At 59.2% G+C, this 240-nt stretch carries 1 protein-coding gene; it reads left to right on the top strand.

Annotated features, from left to right (window positions below):
* Positions 1–240: hypothetical protein (locus AC1RPR_RS09030; RefSeq protein WP_481763612.1), on the top strand; the 240-nt coding region annotated here is incomplete at both ends.

The raw sequence follows: 240 nt of genomic DNA on the forward strand, positions 1-240 counted from the left end.
GGCGTATACCGATCTGGTGGACACCATTGAGGCCGGTAACGCTGCGATAGGCACTACCGTCTTCACGTTCCCGGGCAACATGGACCCTAGTGGTGGCTTTGTGGTTTGGGAGCTGCTGGCCTCGGACGGGACAGTATATGCAGCAGGTAACGCATTTTCGTACGTAGTGCAGAGCACGGGCCTCACTAACATGGTGATCGCCCAATCCGTGGTAACGGTGCCCGCGACGGTGCCCCCATC

This window comes from Dellaglioa sp. CoH-57-MRSF-22 (assembly GCF_056781895.1).